The following is a 14,759-nucleotide window of genomic DNA, read 5'->3' on the forward strand; positions in this document are numbered from 1 at the left end:
TCGGTTTCCCGTTGATGAGAAGGGTGAGTGCGTGGGCGCGAATGGTGAGTGGGTAGTGGCGCATGAGAGGGTGAGTGCTTCCTGTCCTGGTTATGGACAGGTGTTGCACTCACCCTCTGAAACCGCCCACCCTGTTTCGGGAGAACGGCCCTGTTTCGCGGGTGTGGCTCGCGGAGCGTAGTTCGTTCAAGCAGTAATGCGCACGTATGTGGGGCGCGGATCCGGAAACTCGGACCCGCGCCCCACGCGTATGTCCGGACTCTGCATCGCGGGGTGTCAACTCACACACCCCGCCAACCCCGCGAGATGGCTCCGTTCTGCCGAGACTGACTCTTTCATACGTCGGAATCCCTCGAGTACCCTCGAACACCGCCGAAAAGGGGCGATTCTTTCGAGATGAGGTGATTCTGGCGTATGAAACGGCCCATCTCGACAGAAAGTGCCCCTTTCGGCAGGTTGGCATGTGGCAAGTGCCCGTTTCGAGGGGTTTGCCCGTGGGAGCGGCCCCGTTTAGCGGGGTTTGGGCAGGTGGGCAGAGGTGAACAGGGAAGACCTGAGAGAATGGAACAATGCGCATCATCTTTGCTGGAACCCCAGAGTTCGCAGTCCCGAGCCTCAGAGCACTCGTGGCGGCAGGCCACGACGTTGCCGGCGTCATCACGCGTGCAGACGCACCGCTTGGACGAAAGCGTGTGCTCACACCATCACCTGTCGCAGCAGTAGCTGAAGAGCTCGGACTCCCGGTACTCAAGGCCAACCAGCTGGGTGATGCGGAGACCGAATGGGCGAAGACTCTGGGTGCAGACCTCGGTGTCATCGTCGCGTATGGTGGCCTCGTTCGCCAGGCGCTCCTCGATACGCCCACCAATGGGTGGATCAACTTGCACTTCTCCGACCTCCCGCGCTGGCGTGGAGCTGCACCCGTACAGCGTGCGCTCATGGCAGGGGAGCAGGAGCTCGGAGTGACCGTGTTCCGCCTCGTCCCAGCACTCGACGCGGGTGATGTCCTCACCCGTGACGCAAAGACTTTCCCGCAGGGCACCTCCGCGGGAGAAGCGCTGACTGATCTCGCTGAGTTTGGCACCGCTGCATTGATCCGCGCCGTACAGGTGCTGACAGATACCCCAGAAGCGGGTACGCCGCAGGCGGGGGAGACGAGCTACGCGCATAAGCTCACCCGTGAAGACGGCAAGCTCGACCTCAGCAAGCCCACAGACGTGGTACTCGCAACGTGGGCGGGCGTCACCCCAGAACCGGGTGCGTATGCCCTCCTCGGGGAGCAGGCCATCAAGCTGAAGGCGATCCGCCCAACTACCCTCACCGCACCGGGAGCGCCAGGCACCGTCACCCTCGTACACGGCACCGCACTCCTCGCGCTCACCGATGGCGCACTCCAACTCGACACCGTACAGCCGGCGGGTAAGCCCGCAATGGCAGCAGATGCTTGGCTCCGTGGCCGACAGGAAGCAACGATCCTCGCATGAACCAGCGCAACAACGCACGCAACGACCGCCCCGCACGCAACGATCGTCAGCGACGTGACGACCGAAACCAGCGCGACGACCGCCCGGCCCGCAAGCCCCGCATCTCGCCAGCACGACTCGTCGCATATGACGTACTCCGTGACGTCGAAGACCGCGAGGCATACGCCAACCTTGCGCTGCCAGCACGTATCCGCGAAGCAGAACTCGACGGCCGTGACGCCGCACTCGCAACCGAGCTCGTCTCGGGCACGCTCCGTTGGCGCGGCCGCTACGACGCAATCATCGCGCTCGCCGCAAAGCGCAAGATCGAAGACATCGACCCGCGCACCCGCAACGTCCTCCGCCTCGGCGCACACCAGATGCTCGGCATGCGCACGGCAGCACACGCAGCCGTCAACGAAAGTGTCGAACTCCAGCGCCACGTCGCAAACCGCGGCGCAGACGGCTTTGTGAACGGCGTCCTCCGCCAGATCGGCCGCGCAGACAACGCAGAGTGGGACGAACGCATTACCGCAGACGCCCCGACCGCAGACGAAGCACTCGCCGCACGCACCTCACACCCGGTATGGATCGTCCGCGCACTCCGCGACGCCCTCACTCTCGAAGGTCGCGCCGACGAACTCCACACCCTCCTCGAAGCAGATAACGCCTCACCCCGCGTCAGCCTCGCCCTCCTGCCAGGCGCAGACGTCACGCCCGACGCGCTCGCCGCAGAGCGTGAAGATCTCGAGACCACTGGCTTCGCGCCGACCGGACTTGAGCTTGCCGGTGGCGATCCCGGCCGCGTGATCTCGAAGGCCGGCGTGCGCGAGGGCTACCTTCGCGTCCAGGATCAGGGCTCACAGCTCGCAGCACTCGCTCTCACGCGCGTGCGTCCCATCGAAGCGGGGGAGCGCTGGCTTGACCTTTGTGCCGGCCCCGGTGGCAAGACCGCACTTCTCGGTGCCGAGGCACTCACCGCTGAGAACGTCACCGTGCGCGCGAACGAGGTTTCGCCTCACCGTGCCGATCTTGTGCGCCGCTCTGTTGCGGGCGTTGCTGACGTTGTCGAGGTTGTGTCGCACGATGGTCGCGACCATTCGGCGTATGGCGGATCCGAAGCTCGTTTCGACCGTATCCTCGTCGACGCGCCGTGCTCTGGCCTGGGTGCGCTTCGCCGCCGCCCGGAGGCGCGCTGGCGCAAGGCGCCCTCAGATATTCCCGAGCTCGCAAACCTGCAGGGTGAACTGCTCGACGCTGCATTTGAGCACCTCGCTGTCGGTGGCGTGCTTGCGTACGTGACGTGCTCGCCGCACCTGGCGGAGACCCGCGTCGCGATCAAGCGCTGGACCGGCCGCCACGACAACATCGCGGAGCTTGACGCGAAGGACGTGATCCGCCGAGCGTCGCGCGGTGAGATCGATCTCGCAGGTGCAACGAAGAGCGTGCAGCTGTGGCCGCACCGTCACGGCACCGATGCAATGTTCATCGCGCTGTTCGAGCGCACCGCGTAAGACAGACCGGCCTGACGCGCTGGAAGTGCGGACGCGGATTCACCCGCGTCCGCACTTTGCTATTCCACGGTAAGATTGTTCCCGTGACTGAGCAGCGCATCAATCCCAGCATCCTTTCGGCCGACTTCGTCAACCTGCAGTCCGAGCTCGAGGCAATCCGTTCAGCGGACCTCGTGCACGTTGACGTCATGGACAACCATTTCGTGCCGAACCTCACGATGGGCCCGCCCATTGTTGAACGTATTCAGGCAGTTTCGCCGATTCCGCTCGATGTGCATCTCATGATCTCCGACGCTGACAAGCACGCTCCCGCGTACGCAGAGCTCGGCGCATACTCCGTGACGTTCCACGCAGAAGCTGCGACGGACCCCGTTGCGCTCGCGCGCCGGATTCGCGACATCGGTGCCCGTGCTGGCATCGCGCTGAAGCCGGGTACTGACCCCGAGCCCTACCTTGAACTTCTTCCTGAGTTCGATCAGGTGCTCGTCATGACCGTTGAACCCGGGTTCGGTGGCCAGTCGTTCATGCCCGACATGATGCCCAAGCTGCGTCGCTTCGCCGAAGCGAAGCAGAAGCTTGGCCTTGACGTCTGGTTGCAGGTTGACGGTGGCATTTCGGTCGACACAATCGGCATTGCGGCAGAGGCCGGAGCAGACACCTTCGTGGCTGGCTCGGCGGTGTACGGTGGCGTTCCGGAGGCGCGGATCGCAGACCTCCGCGTCGCGGCTGCGGCACATCGCCACTAAGCTCGCGGCGCCCACTGTTAAATATCTGAATCCGACTGCGATACGCTGGTGACTGTGAAAACCTTCGAAACACTCTTTACCGAGCTCTCAGAAAAGGTTGCTGCCCGCCCAGAAGGCAGTGACACCGTCGCACGCATTGATGCGGGCGTCCATTCGATCGGTAAGAAGATCGTTGAAGAAGCGGCAGAGGTCTGGATGGCTGCCGAGTATGAGTCGGATGACGAGTGCGCGGAAGAAATTAGCCAGCTGCTCTACCATCTGCAGGTACTCATGCTCGCGAAGAACATCAGTCTTGAAGACGTCTACCGTCACCTCTAAACACACGAAAGAAGCGCTGTAATTCATGCTTCGCATTGCTATTCCCAATAAGGGTTCGTTGTCTGAAACCGCTTCTGCAATGCTTGCAGAAGCCGGCTACAACGGCCGCCGTGACAGCCGCACGCTTGTGCAGGCTGACCCGAAGAACGACGTTGAGTTCTTCTACCTGCGTCCCCGCGACATCGCGACCTATGTTGGTTCCGGTGCACTCGACGTCGGTATCACCGGCCGCGACCTGCTTCTCGACTCGGCATCGGCCGCAACCGAGATTGCAGAGCTCAACTTTGCTGACTCCACCTTCCGCTTCGCATCGCCCGTTGGGAGCGAGATCTCGGAGATCGAGCACCTCGAGGGCAAGCGCGTTGCGACGAGCTACCCGGTACTCGTAGGTAACTTCCTCGCAGAGCGTGGCATCAACGCCACCACTGTGAAGCTTGACGGTGCCGTTGAGTCGGCTGTGCAGCTCGGCGTTGCCGACGCTGTTGCAGACGTCGTTTCAACCGGTGCAACGCTGCGCGCTGCAGGCCTGTCGATCTTCGGCCCGGTCATTCTCGACTCGACCGCGCTGATCATTGGCGGCCCGACCGAGCACCCCGGCATCGAGCGTCTGCTGCGCCGCCTCCGTGGTGTGCTCGTCGCTCGCAAGTACGTCATCATGGACTACGACCTCCCGGTCGCAAAGCTTGAGGCTGCAGTTGAGATCGCCGGCGGCATCGAGTCGCCGACCGTCTCGCCCCTGCGTAACGAGGGCTGGGTTGCCGTGCGCGTGATGGTTCCGTCTGCTGACGCAAACGAAATCATGGACAAGCTGTACGACCTTGGCGCACGCGCCATTCTCGTGACCGCTATCCACGCAGCACGTCTGTAAGAAGGGCATCTCGTATGGCTACGACCGTTCGGGTCATCCCGTGTCTCGACGTTGCCGCTGGCCGCGTGGTGAAGGGCGTCAACTTCCTGAACCTGCGCGATGCTGGCGACCCCGTTGAACTGGCTGCAAAGTACGCGCTTGAAGGCGCAGATGAACTCACGTTCCTCGACGTGACCGCAACGGTCGATGACCGTTCGACCACCTACGACGTCGTGCGGCAGACCGCAGAACAGGTGTTCGTTCCCCTCACCGTAGGTGGCGGTGTGCGTTCAGCTGAAGACGTTGCTCGACTGCAGGACGTCGGCGCCGACAAGGTTGGCATCAACAGCGGCGCTATCGCCCGCCCCGATGTCATCGGCGAGATCGCCGACCGCTTCGGCTCACAGGTCATCGTGCTGTCGCTCGACGTGCGCCGCAGCGAGCGGATGCCCTCTGGCTTTGTGGTCACGACACACGGTGGCAAGCGAGAGACCGACCTCGACGCAATCGAGTGGTGCCGCAACGCCGTAGAGCGTGGCGCTGGCGAGCTGCTCGTCAACTCGATGGACGCCGACGGTACGGGTGACGGGTTCGATCTCGAGCTCATTCGCGCCGTGCGTGAGGTCGCGAGCGTTCCGCTCATCGCCTCGGGCGGCGCGGGGAAACTTGAGCACTTCGCACCCGCGGTCGACGCTGGTGCAGACGCGGTGCTTGCTGCGTCGGTCTTCCACTACGGCACGTTCACGATCGCTGAGGTCAAGCAGGCGCTTGCTGATGCAGGACACCTGGTGCGACTGTGAGCACACAGATGACCGCGGCTGAACTGCTCGAGGCAGCGGTGTTCAACACCGACGGCCTGCTCCCGGCGATCATTCAGGACGACGAGTCGGGCGCCGTGCTCATGCTCGCATGGATGGACGCTGAGGCGATCCGCCGCACCTGCGAGTCAGGTCGTGTGACGTTCTGGTCACGGTCGCGCCAGGAATACTGGCGAAAGGGCGATACCTCCGGGCATCGTCAGTACGTGAAGAGCGTCGCGGCAGACTGCGACAATGACACCCTGCTCATTCGTGTTGCGCAGATTGGTGCTGCGTGCCACACCGGAAGTCGCACCTGTTTTGACGGCCGTGACGTCGAAGTGGTCGTTGGTGACTCTTCTGTTGCGTAACTCTGCGTTTTAGGAGCATGGTCCGCGCTAGGCTGGAGCCGTGAACTCGACGACCACCCGCGCAGCGTTTGAGGCAGCGCGAGCTACCCAGTCCGTAATCCCCGTTCGCCGTGAGATCTTCGCAGACGCAGACACTCCCGTCAGCATCTACCGTAAGGTTGCGGCATCGCGCCCCGGCACGTTCCTTCTGGAATCTGCCGAACAGGGCGGCGTATGGACTCGCTTCAGTTTCGTAGGGGCAGGCTCCTTCGGCGTACTGAGCGAGCGAGACGGGAAAGCTGCCTGGCGTCCGAGCGGATCGGAGCTGACCGAGGAGCGCCTGCTTCCCGGTGGCGTGTCCTCGCTCGCTCCCGTGGTTGCTTTGAGCGCGGTCTATGATCGCTGGCGTGCACCGCACGATCCCGATCTGCCGCCGCTCGCGAGTGGCTTCGTTGGGTACCTCGGCTGGGAAACCGTTCGCCAGTTCGAGAACCTGCCCGAGAACACGAAGCCAGGTTCGAACCTGCCCTCGCAGGGGCTGAGCTTTGTATCTGAACTCGTGGTGATTGATCACCGCGAAGGTTCGGTCGTACTGCTCGCCAACGTGCTGAATGATTCAGTACTGGGGGAGTCGGGCGCTGGTGCTGATACTGACGCTGACGCTGATGCGCAGTGGGCTGACGCGCAGGCACGACTCGACGCGTTGCAGGCTGCGCTCGCTGAGCCGCTCGCCTCGCCGCTCAATACGATCGATCGCGACGCATTGGCGGATCCGGCACGCCTCACCACAAGCCCCGAGTTCGAGGCCGCCGTGCTGCGCGCGAAGCAATACATCGTTGATGGCGATATTTTCCAGGTCGTGCCGTCGCAGCGTTTTGATCAGGAGTGCACTGCTGATCCGCTCGATGTCTACCGTGTACTGCGCCACCTGAACCCGAGCCCCTACCTGTACCTGTTGCAGCTTGAAGATTCCGATGGAGAGCCCTTCGCCGTCGTTGGCTCAAGCCCCGAGGCGCTCGTGACTATTCAGGCATCTGGCGACGTCATGACGCACCCGATTGCTGGCTCGCGGCCGCGCGGTGCGACGGTTGATGAGGACCAGTTCTTCGAGCGCGATCTGCTCGCCGATGAAAAAGAGCGAGCAGAACACCTCATGCTCGTCGACCTGGCGCGCAACGACCTGGCTCGCGTGTGCGATCCGGCATCGGTCGAGGTGACCGAATTCATGCGCGTCGAACGCTTCAGCCACATCATGCACATTGTGTCGAGCGTCGAAGGCAAGATCGCCGAGGGCAACAGCCCGATTGATGTCTTCCGATCCACATTCCCTGCGGGAACCCTTTCTGGTGCACCCAAGCCGCGCGCGCTCGAGATCATCGATGAACTCGAACCGGTGCGGCGCGGAGTGTACGGCGGTGTCGTTGGCTACTTCGGCTTCGGTGGGGCGGCGGATCTCGCTATCGCGATCCGCACTGCCACCATCAAGGACGGGGTCGCAATGATCCAGGCCGGCGCAGGCATCGTGGCAGACTCCGTTCCCGCAAGCGAGGATGAAGAATGCCGGAACAAGGCAGCCGCGCCTCTGCGCGCAGTTGCCATCGCGAACTCGCTGCGTGCGGCAGTGGAAGAGAAGGCGCATCATGCGGAATAAGTGGACACTCATCCTGGCGATTGCCGTACTTGGTGGCGGATCGCTCATCGTCGGCTCGCAAGGATGGGTCCAGTACGACATCACTCAGCTTGGTGTCGACAGTGAGATCGGAATCGGTGCTGTTTCAGGGCACAATGCCAACCCGGCGCTTTCGCCCGTTGGCATTGCCGCGCTTGTGGCGGCACTGGTCTTGGCGATTGCAGGCTCGGTCTTCAGACGCGTGCTTGCGGTCCTCATCGCGCTCCTCGGCGCGGGCATTGCCTACGGTGGATTCAGCGTGATGAATGACCCAATTGCCGCGGTGCGTGGCACCGCAACCGAACTCACCGGCCTGTCGGGGGATGCTGTTGACACGGTGATCCTCGCCTCGACCACGGTCTGGCCCATCGTGGTCATCGTCGCCGGTGTGCTCATCGCAATCCTGGGTATTGTGGCGCTTTTAGTCTCGGGCAGCTGGGGTGCGGGAGACCGGAAGTACGCGAGCGCAGCCGAGAAGACGCGCAAGACAGCAGGAAAGAAGTCAGCTGGCCCTGATCGTATCTCTGATTGGGATGCGTTGAGTGACGGCGAAGATCCTACGCTTTCCACCCCATAGGTGCCAGAGGTGTGAGGCGAAAATGACGCGCCGCCACAACTTTGGGAGAAAGCTGGGAGTACCGATAGACTGACCCAGTACGTATCCGCCCGGGTACGAGCTTGTCTACAAGGAGATTCATGAGCACCCAGAACGGTGACCCTGGTCACGGAGATTCGCCCGCAGCATGGACTGCGGTAATTGTGATGCTGCTTGGCATCGCTGCCGGAACCGTGTTCTTCTTCCTGCACATGCCCACCATGGTGTGGGTAAGCGCAGGCGTTGTTGCCTTCGGCCTGATCCTTGGTTGGATCATCTCGAAGGCGGGCTACGGCGTGAACGGCCCGAAGTACGTTCCGAAGTCGCACGACTAACAGTGCTCGAGCAGCTTCTTGCGGGTTCCCTCGAGGACGCGGCTACGCGCCGTCTCACTCGACCGCTCTCGGTTGTTGAAGCCGAAGCACTCGCACGCGTGCCCGCGCTTGACGCGCTCGCAGCGCTCGCCCCTGCCGATCACATTAAGGTGATCGCAGAGGTGAAGCGCGCGAGCCCGTCGCGCGGGCCTCTTGCTGATATTCCCGAGCCGCACGCCCTTGCTGCCCAGTATGAAACTGGTGGCGCGAGCGTGGTGAGCGTCCTCACTGAGGAGCGCAAGTTCAAGGGTTCGCTTGCCGACCTTGAAGCTGTGCGTAAGGCAGTAAGTATCCCGGTACTCCGTAAGGAGTTCATCGGTGAGGAGTACCAGATCCTTGAAGCCCGCGCTGCGGGTGCCGATCTGGTACTTCTGATTGTGGCTGCACTTCCGCAGCCGCTTCTTGAACGACTGTATGCGTTCACCCTTCAGCTTGGCATGACGCCGCTTGTTGAGGCCCATTCGGCCGACGAAGTGGCTCGTGCGGTAGACCTGGGTGCCCAGCTCATTGGCGTAAACGCCCGTGATCTGCGCACCTTCGAGCTGGACCGCGATCTTTTCGGTCGTGTTGCGGATCAGATTCCCGCTGGGGCAGTGCGCCTCGCAGAATCTGCAGTGCTCAGCGTTGCTGACGTCGAGCACTACCGGCAGGCCGGAGCTGACGCAATCCTTGTCGGCGAGGCCCTCGTGACGAATGACCCAATCGCTACGCTGCAGTCATATTTGAACGTTTAAAGCTAGACCAATGGGGCAACTCTAGATGACAGACCAGGCACCTGGTGAGGCTCGCGATTCGCGTAGCCTTCGTGATGAACACGGACCATTCTTCGGCGAGTACGGCGGGCGGTTCATGCCTGAGTCGCTCATCGCCGCTATTGACGAGCTGAGCGCAGCGTACGAGGAAGCGAAGGCTGATCCAGCCTTCCAGGAAGAGCTCCTTGAGCTTCTTCTCTCGTACGCTGGCCGCCCCTCGCCAATCACCGAGGTTCCCCGTTTTGCGGCGCTCGCGGGTGGCGCACGGATCTTCCTCAAGCGTGAAGATCTGAACCACACCGGCTCACACAAGATCAACAACGTGCTTGGCCAGGCGCTGCTGACCAAGCGGTTGGGGAAGACTCGTGTGATTGCTGAGACCGGCGCTGGCCAGCACGGAGTGGCGACGGCGACCGCCGCGGCACTCTTCGGCCTTGATTGCACCGTCTACATGGGCGAGGTCGATACCGAACGCCAGGCGCTCAACGTGGCACGTATGCGTCTCCTTGGCGCAGAGGTTGTCGCGGTTACCGCGGGCTCACGCACCCTCAAGGACGCCATTAATGAGGCGTACCGAGATTGGGTTGCCACGGTTGAACGTACGAACTATATCTTCGGTACTGCGGCCGGCCCGCACCCGTTCCCTGGAATGGTTCGTGATTTCCAGAAGATCATCTCGGAGGAAGCTCGCGAACAGCTCCAGGAGAAGACTGGCAAGCTTCCCGCTGCTGTTGTGGCTTGCGTAGGCGGCGGATCGAACGCGATCGGCATGTTCGATGCCTTCCTTGACGATGCTGATGTCAAGCTCTACGGCGTTGAGGCTGCCGGTGACGGCGTTGATACTGAACAGCACGCCGCCTCGATCGAGCGTGGGACGCCCGGAGTTTTGCATGGGGCACGCACGTACGTGCTCCAGGACGAAGACGGACAGACCATCGAGTCGCACTCGATTTCCGCGGGTCTTGACTACCCCGGAGTGGGCCCTGCGCACGCGTGGCTTGCTGACATTGGTCGTGCGGAATACATTCCCGCTACCGATGCAGAGGCGATGCACGCGCTTCGCGCGTTGAGCCAGACAGAAGGCATCATTCCTGCGATCGAATCTTCGCATGCTCTCGCGGGTGCGCTTCGCCTTGCTGCTGAGCTGCCCGCAGATGAGATTGTGCTCGTGAGTCTTTCGGGCCGCGGAGACAAAGACATGGTCACGGCGGGTCGTTACTTTGACCTGCTCGACGCTTCTGATTCGGAGGTCATCGGTTGAGCACTTCGACTGATCTGAATGGTGCATCTCGGGTTTCTGAGGCGATTCGTCGCGCGAACGTTGAGCGACGTGGCGCACTTATTGGATACTTGCCCGCAGGTTTCCCTGATCTGGATACGAGCGTAGAGGCTGCAATTGCACTCGCTCGTAACGGCGCAGACGTGCTTGAGATTGGCGTCCCGTACTCCGATCCCGTCATGGACGGTGAGATCATTCAGGCAGCGACTCGACAGTCGCTCGCGAACGGTTTCAAGCTTCGTGACCTCTTCACGGTCATTCGCCGAATCACCGAGGCTGTCGATACGCCAGTACTCGTGATGACGTACTGGAACCCCGTGATGCAGTATGGCGTCGAGCGTTTCGCTGAAGATTTGAAGGCTGCTGGTGGAGCTGGGCTCATTACGCCTGATATCACCCCTGATGCTGCAGCAGAGTGGATCGCTGTGAGTGAGCGAGTCGGACTCGACCGCGTGTTCCTTGCAGCACCGACCTCCACTGACGCGCGCATCGAACTCATTCGTGATAGCTCGACCGGGTTTGTGTACACCGTCTCCACGATGGGCATTACCGGTGAGCGTGCATCGCTCGATGCGGCCGCCCGCGTGCTGACTGCTCGGCTTCGTGACGCTGGTGTCGAACTCCCGTGTGTTGGAATCGGCATCTCGAACGCTGACCAGGTGTCTGCCGCGCTTGAGTACGCGAGTGGCGCGATCGTGGGCACCGCCCTGGTTCGTGCGCTGCGCGACGGGGGAGTTGAAGGACTTTCTGAGGTAGCTCGCGAGATTTCGCAGGGCACGCTGCGATAAGCTGAAATTGTTCCGCTGCGGGAAAGCTCCTTGCAGCCCGACGTAAGATCCCGGCGAACCGTTCGTCGGTGAAAGAGGAGTCAATGATTCTCCCGCTGAGCATTCCCAGCCCCGATTTTCAGTTCATCGAACTCGGTGTATTCCAGATTCGGATGTACGCACTGTGTATTCTGATTGGCATCATTCTTGCGGCTATCTGGACCGGCCGTCGACTTAAGGCTCGCGGTGGCGAGGGCGGCGCAGTGCTTGACTTTGTCGTCTGGGCGCTCGTGTTTGGCATCATCGGTGCTCGCGTTTATCACGTGCTGACTCACTTCGGTGATTACTTCGGCCCGGGCAGCAACCCGCTTGATGCGCTCGCGTTCTGGAAGGGCGGCATTGCCATCTTCGGCGCGTTGATCGGCGGGGCGTTCGGTGTGCTTATCGCATCGCGCCTCACGGGCATTCGCTTCCTGTCGTTCGCGGACGCACTTGTTCCCGGCCTCCTGCTTGCGCAGGCAATTGGCCGTCTGGGGAACTGGTTTAACCACGAGCTCTTCGGTGGCCCCACGACCCTGCCTTGGGGTCTCGAGATCAGCCCGCTCAACCCGGCGTTCCCCATCGGTTTGCCCGAGGGTACCCTGTTCCACCCGACGTTCCTGTACGAGGCGCTGTGGAACATTCTCGGTATCATCGTGCTCCTTGCGATCGAGAAGCGCGCTCAGCTCCGCTGGGGCAGCTTCTTCGCGCTGTACCTCGTCTGGTACGGCCTTGGCCGCGTCATGGTCGAGAGCTTGCGAGTGGACCCGAGCATGCAGTTCCTGGGTATGCGCACCAACGTGCTTGCTGCCTGGGTAGCGGTACTCGCTGGCGTCGTGCTCTTCTTCGTTCTTCGTCGCCGTCACGTCGGTCTGGAAACCTCGGTATACCTGCCGGGTCGCATGAATCCGACCGACGCGGTGCTTGCCTCGACCAACGATGCAGAGGCGTACCATCACATTCTTGACCATGGCTCCAACGAAGCCGTGGCCGCAAGTTCGCAGAACTAAGGGAGGCCCTCTCATGCGCCACGCCAAGATTGTTGCAACCTGGGGACCCGCTGTCTCCAACTACGACAACACCCTCGAGCTCATTCGAGCTGGTGTGAATGTTGCCCGACTGAACATGTCCCACGGCACGTACAACGTGCATGAGGGCGTGTACCGAAATATTCGCCGAGCTGAGATCGAGGTCGGTCGCCCGATCGCGGTTCTCGCAGATCTGCAAGGTCCGAAGATTCGCCTTGGCAAGTTTGAAGGCGGCCCGTACGAGCTTGAGGTTGGCGATGAGTTCGCGATCACGACTCGCGACATCGTTGGCGATCGCACAATCTGTGGCACCACGCACAAGGCGCTGCCTGGCGATGTGAGTGTCGGCGATCCGCTACTTGTCGACGATGGCAAGGTACTGTTGCGTGCGACCAAGGTCACTGAAGACACCGTGTACACGGTCGTTGAGATTCCTGGCGCTGTCTCCAACAACAAGGGAATCAACCTTCCCGGTGTTGCTGTGAACGTACCCGCACTCTCCGATAAGGACGAGGAAGACCTACGTTGGGCTATGAAGCTCGGCGCTGACTACATCGCGCTCTCGTTCGTTCGTGACGCAGCTGACATCACCCGCGTACACGAGATCATGGACGAAGAAGGCTACCGACTTCCCGTGATCGCAAAGATCGAGAAGCCGCAGGCGGTTGAAAACCTGCAGGAGATCGTTGACGCGTTTGACGGCGTCATGGTCGCTCGTGGCGATCTCGGTGTTGAGCTTCCTCTTGAACAGGTTCCGCTCGTGCAGACCGAGGCCATCGCAATGGCACGTCGCAGCGCGAAGCCTGTTATTGTGGCAACTCAGGTATTCGAGTCGATGATCGAGAACCCGCGCCCGACCCGTGCGGAAGCTTCGGACTGCGCAAACGCCGTCCTTGATGGTGCTGACGCGGTCATGCTTTCTGGCGAGACGAGCGTTGGCGCGTACCCAGTCGAGGCAGTCGCTACGATGGACCGCATCATCAGCGCTACGGAAGATCATGCGCTTGATCGCATCGAGCCGCTCGGAACTCAGCCGCACACTCAGGGTGGCGTGCTCGCGAAGGCGGCAGGCGATGTCGCTCGTGGAATCGAAGCTCGTGCAATCTGCGTCTTCACGGAGTCCGGTGACACCGTACGTCGAATCTCGCGTCTGCGTCTCCCGGTACCCATCTTCGGGTTCACGCCGAGTGCAGATGTCCGTCGCCGCATGGAGCTGACCTGGGGCGCTCGGAGCTACGAGGTGCCCCGCGTAGACAGCACCGACCGCATGTTCGAGCAGGTAGACGAGGTGCTCCTGGAAGTTGAACGCTTGAACGTTGGCGACAAGGTCGTCATCGTTGCCGGTTCCCCTCCCGGAATCATTGGCAGCACCAACACTCTTCGTATTCACCGTATGGGTGAGTCAACCGGTGTACTTCCTGAGGCGCGTCCTCGGAAGCACGTGATTGGTCGCGGAGAATAGCAAGCAACTGAGCGAGAGACTCGCTTGGGGTCGCACACACTGTGTGCGACCCCTTCTTGCGTTTTCCTCAAGAATCTGGACGGAGGGGTTGACGAAGCCGGATTCGAGGCGTGTAATGGTGGGCACCCGAAAGGAGTTGAAAATGGGATTTTTCGCATTTCTCATACTGGGATTGATCGCCGGTGCAATTGCTAAGGCGATTCTCCCTGGAAATCAAGGTGGCGGCTGGTTTGCGACACTGCTGCTCGGCGTGGTTGGCGCGATGCTCGGGGGAGTGCTTGGCTCGTTCCTGTTCAACGCGCCGCTCGAAGAGTTTTGGTCGCTGCAAACATGGGCATTGGCCATTGGTGGTGCCATCATCGTCCTGCTGCTCTGGGGGCTTATTGCCGGCCGCAAGAAAGCCGATTGACCCCCAGGTAAGACAGATTGAGTGACTGGTGTAACGGAAGGAAGGCAACAATGGGGTTTCTGGAAGACGCAAAGGACGCAGTTGAAGACGCTACCGACAAGGTTGGTAAGGCGCTCGAAGAAGGTACTGACCGCGCGAAGGACAAGCTTGAAGAGCTCAAAGCCGAAGCTGCGGTGAAGAAAGCTGAGGCGCACCGGGATGCGGTTCGCATGAAGAACGAGGTGAAAAAAGAATTTCGTGATTAGTGCACTCTCAGCGTGTCGCCCCCGTTGCGGGGGCGACACGAAACTCACCTCGTGAAGGTTTCCCGGGCATTGCCCGGGACCCAGTGGAGAGAAAATGCACAGATA

Annotated in this window: 17 protein-coding genes; all 17 read left to right on the forward strand. The window is 61.5% G+C overall.

Annotation, left to right across the window (positions count from 1 at the left end; all coding sequences use genetic code 11):
* Positions 1-569 precede the first annotated feature (569 nt).
* The 17 genes from ICM05_RS09065 (at position 570) to ICM05_RS09145 (ending at position 14,654) form a co-directional block, all read left to right on the forward strand.
* Positions 570-1,484, forward strand: coding sequence for a methionyl-tRNA formyltransferase (locus tag ICM05_RS09065; RefSeq protein ID WP_188024274.1), 915 nt, complete (start codon positions 570-572; stop codon positions 1,482-1,484).
* Complete coding sequence (locus tag ICM05_RS09070) at positions 1,481-2,977, forward strand: transcription antitermination factor NusB (RefSeq protein ID WP_188024275.1); 1,497 nt, start codon at positions 1,481-1,483, stop codon at positions 2,975-2,977. The genes ICM05_RS09065 and ICM05_RS09070 overlap by 4 nt, the downstream gene beginning before the upstream one ends.
* Before the next feature lie 83 nt (positions 2,978-3,060).
* Positions 3,061-3,723 (forward strand): ribulose-phosphate 3-epimerase, encoded by a 663-nt coding sequence (gene rpe / locus ICM05_RS09075; RefSeq protein ID WP_188024276.1) that lies wholly within the window; start codon positions 3,061-3,063, stop codon positions 3,721-3,723.
* Between the two features lie 54 nt (positions 3,724-3,777).
* Positions 3,778-4,041, forward strand: coding sequence for a phosphoribosyl-ATP diphosphatase (locus ICM05_RS09080; RefSeq protein WP_188024277.1), 264 nt, complete (start codon positions 3,778-3,780; stop codon positions 4,039-4,041).
* Between the two features lie 25 nt (positions 4,042-4,066).
* Complete coding sequence (gene hisG / locus ICM05_RS09085) at positions 4,067-4,909, forward strand: ATP phosphoribosyltransferase (protein ID WP_188024278.1); 843 nt, start codon at positions 4,067-4,069, stop codon at positions 4,907-4,909.
* 14 nt (positions 4,910-4,923) lie between these two features.
* On the forward strand, positions 4,924-5,688 hold the full coding sequence (hisF, locus tag ICM05_RS09090) for an imidazole glycerol phosphate synthase subunit HisF (protein WP_188024279.1): 765 nt from the start codon (positions 4,924-4,926) through the stop codon (positions 5,686-5,688).
* An 8-nt stretch (positions 5,689-5,696) separates the two neighbouring features.
* A complete protein-coding gene (hisI, locus tag ICM05_RS09095) occupies positions 5,697-6,056 on the forward strand; it encodes a phosphoribosyl-AMP cyclohydrolase (protein WP_188024446.1) in 360 nt (119 codons plus the stop codon).
* A gap of 40 nt (positions 6,057-6,096) precedes the next feature.
* Complete coding sequence (locus ICM05_RS09100; protein ID WP_188024280.1) at positions 6,097-7,686, forward strand: anthranilate synthase component I; 1,590 nt, start codon at positions 6,097-6,099, stop codon at positions 7,684-7,686.
* Positions 7,676-8,281 carry a Trp biosynthesis-associated membrane protein gene (locus ICM05_RS09105; protein WP_188024281.1) on the forward strand — a complete coding sequence of 202 codons (606 nt, stop codon included), beginning with the start codon at positions 7,676-7,678 and terminating at the stop codon, positions 8,279-8,281. The genes ICM05_RS09100 and ICM05_RS09105 overlap by 11 nt, the downstream gene beginning before the upstream one ends.
* Positions 8,282-8,400: 119 nt before the next feature.
* Positions 8,401-8,634, forward strand: coding sequence for a DUF6704 family protein (locus ICM05_RS09110; protein WP_188024282.1), 234 nt, complete (start codon positions 8,401-8,403; stop codon positions 8,632-8,634).
* Positions 8,635-8,636: 2 nt separating this feature from the next.
* Complete coding sequence (trpC, locus tag ICM05_RS09115; protein ID WP_188024283.1) at positions 8,637-9,407, forward strand: indole-3-glycerol phosphate synthase TrpC; 771 nt, start codon at positions 8,637-8,639, stop codon at positions 9,405-9,407.
* 25 nt (positions 9,408-9,432) lie between these two features.
* Positions 9,433-10,686, forward strand: coding sequence for a tryptophan synthase subunit beta (gene trpB / locus ICM05_RS09120; RefSeq protein ID WP_188024284.1), 1,254 nt, complete (start codon positions 9,433-9,435; stop codon positions 10,684-10,686).
* Positions 10,683-11,492: a tryptophan synthase subunit alpha gene (trpA, locus tag ICM05_RS09125; RefSeq protein WP_251364614.1), complete on the forward strand. Its 810-nt coding sequence runs from the start codon at positions 10,683-10,685 to the stop codon at positions 11,490-11,492. The genes trpB and trpA overlap by 4 nt, the downstream gene beginning before the upstream one ends.
* 83 nt (positions 11,493-11,575) lie before the next feature.
* On the forward strand, positions 11,576-12,520 hold the full coding sequence (gene lgt / locus ICM05_RS09130; protein ID WP_188024285.1) for a prolipoprotein diacylglyceryl transferase: 945 nt from the start codon (positions 11,576-11,578) through the stop codon (positions 12,518-12,520).
* 13 nt (positions 12,521-12,533) lie between these two features.
* A complete protein-coding gene (gene pyk / locus ICM05_RS09135; protein ID WP_188024286.1) occupies positions 12,534-14,000 on the forward strand; it encodes a pyruvate kinase in 1,467 nt (488 codons plus the stop codon).
* 142 nt (positions 14,001-14,142) lie between these two features.
* A complete protein-coding gene (locus tag ICM05_RS09140) occupies positions 14,143-14,409 on the forward strand; it encodes a GlsB/YeaQ/YmgE family stress response membrane protein (protein ID WP_188024287.1) in 267 nt (88 codons plus the stop codon).
* Between the two features lie 50 nt (positions 14,410-14,459).
* Positions 14,460-14,654 carry a hypothetical protein gene (locus ICM05_RS09145; protein ID WP_188024288.1) on the forward strand — a complete coding sequence of 65 codons (195 nt, stop codon included), beginning with the start codon at positions 14,460-14,462 and terminating at the stop codon, positions 14,652-14,654.
* The last annotated feature ends 105 nt before the right edge of the window (positions 14,655-14,759 follow it).

Origin of the sequence: Leucobacter sp. cx-42 (assembly GCF_014529985.1) — a bacterium.
Taxonomy (GTDB): domain Bacteria; phylum Actinomycetota; class Actinomycetes; order Actinomycetales; family Microbacteriaceae; genus Leucobacter.